The sequence below is a fragment of the Tepidibacillus decaturensis genome (assembly GCF_001561915.1).
GTDB lineage: Bacteria > Bacillota > Bacilli > Tepidibacillales > Tepidibacillaceae > Tepidibacillus_B > Tepidibacillus_B infernus.
In genome coordinates this window covers 769,380-771,142 of sequence record NZ_LSKU01000001.1, presented here as the reverse complement: position 1 = coordinate 771,142, position 1,763 = coordinate 769,380, and the positions used below count along the sequence as shown (strand labels likewise).

The window sequence follows — 1,763 nt, the reverse complement described above, 5'->3', positions numbered from 1 at the left end:
AAAACAAGATTACATTGGATGGTTATCCTTCTAATCTCTCTAATTCTCATTTTTTCTACTGTCTCTTGTTCAAATAAAAATGAGCAGACAACGCCTAACGAAGAGCTAAAAACAGGTACTGAAGAACCAAACCAACAAACAGAAACTTTTCAAGACCAGGGAATTTACACTGGACAAATTGACAATAATTCTGTGGAAATAAGAACTAAAAATGAGATCATGGCACTTCAATTGACAGATGAGGTTAGACAAGTGATTGAAACTTTAGTGGAGAATGATGAAGTCACTTTTGAGTATGAGAAAAATAAAGTTGGACAATTGATTCTAACGAAATTAGAAAAAATAAATTCTTACAAAACAAGTCAAAGAAAACTTCCTAAGGAAAAAGATATAGAAATCTTTGTTGAAGGAACTAAAGAATTAAGAAAAGCATATCTAAATGAAAGTACTTTAGGGTACTCTATTTATGTCCAACCTCAATTTACTTTTAGCGGGGAAGAGCCTGGCAAAGATATTTTATTCTGGAATAATGATGGCAATTATTACATCCGTATCGAAAAGCTTCCTGATGATGTAAATATAGAGGATATGAGAAAAAATGCAGCATTAGAATTACAAACCATCGGTAAAGTATATGAAAGAAATGTTGAGGAGATTTTTGATCCATTCTTTAGAACGGCTAAATTCTTCTTAACTTCTTCTACGTCTCAACTAACACAAAATATTATGCTGATTGAAATCGATGGAACATTATTTAAATTTAAATTTAATTTCCCAAATGGTGAAGCCGCGGAAGGAGTTACGCCTAGTTTATGGGCAATGTTAAAAACGATTGATGTAAATCAATGATCTATCATAAGATTCAAAATGAGAGGTTGTTAAATGCCTCTCATTTTGAATGGGCTATTTCTTTGATTTCAAGCTGTCGACTATCCTAACTCTGATTTTATTTTGCTGCTTCATCCATTACATTGATCATCAAGCTTTCTACATGGTCAGCAGTTTTGTTCCATTCTTCTTTTTCATATTGATTTAATAAGAATGTAGGTCTAGGCATTCTAATATTAACGTTTCCGTCTTCTTCAGTAACTGTAATTTTACATGGTAAGAAGATAGAAACTTCATTTCCTAAACTAAGAATTTCATATGCTTCTCCTGCATTGCAAACTTCCAAAACACTTACCTTTTTCTTAAAGTCATATCCTTTATTTAGAATATTGTTGTGGATGTCAATGCGAGCAACAATTTTGAACGCAATCTTCTTGAGTTCAGCATCGATTGCTTCAATTGTTTGTTCAAATCCTTTATTCGATGGTACAACATATTCAAAATGTTTCATTTTCTTTCTCCCCCTATTTTTTAAAATGATCCTTCCTTTTCCATCTTTCATTTTACTTTTTTCATTAGTATTAGACAAGAATTATTCTAATTTATTTTTTGAATAGTGTTTCTCTAGAATCTTTCTAAGCTGAACTAACTCTTCTTTTGTTAGTGTAATTCCTTTTCCCATTTTCTCATGATTAGGATCCCAATCGCGTAGGTCATATTTTGGTTCACGGCCGTTCCAGCTAATTAGGTTTAGCTCTTTCTTCCATCCTTTTGCACTTTCCGAAATAACCCCCAACAGTTTCTTTAATTTCAAATTTGATCTCTGCCATTATCTTTTCTCCCCTTCTAAAAATTTTCCTTTGCTCTATTATTTTAAGTAATCTTATTATATCGAACAATAGTTCGATTTTCAATTCTTTCTTTCCATAAGAAAA

General features: G+C 31.8%; 2 protein-coding genes and 1 pseudogene. 1 reads left to right on the top strand and 2 read right to left on the bottom strand.

The features are described 5' to 3' along the window. Window positions 1–849 (top strand): hypothetical protein (locus U473_RS03680; RefSeq protein WP_068723458.1); only part of this gene is annotated, 849 nt, incomplete at its 5' end. Between the two features lie 97 nt (window positions 850–946). Here the strand turns inward: U473_RS03680 and U473_RS03675 are convergent. Together U473_RS03675 and U473_RS03670 are read right to left on the bottom strand one after the other, a co-directional pair. Further along, complete coding sequence (locus U473_RS03675; protein ID WP_068723453.1) at window positions 947–1,339, bottom strand: DUF302 domain-containing protein; 393 nt, start codon at window positions 1,337–1,339, stop codon at window positions 947–949. An 81-nt stretch (window positions 1,340–1,420) separates the two neighbouring features. Next, window positions 1,421–1,658: pseudogene (locus U473_RS03670) on the bottom strand (YdbC family protein). Window positions 1,659–1,763: the final 105 nt, after the last annotated feature.

Coding starts and splice junctions, on each gene's coding strand:
- U473_RS03675 (WP_068723453.1), bottom strand. CDS start 1,339: ATGAAACATTTTGAATATGTTGTACCATCGAATAAAGGATTTGAACAA.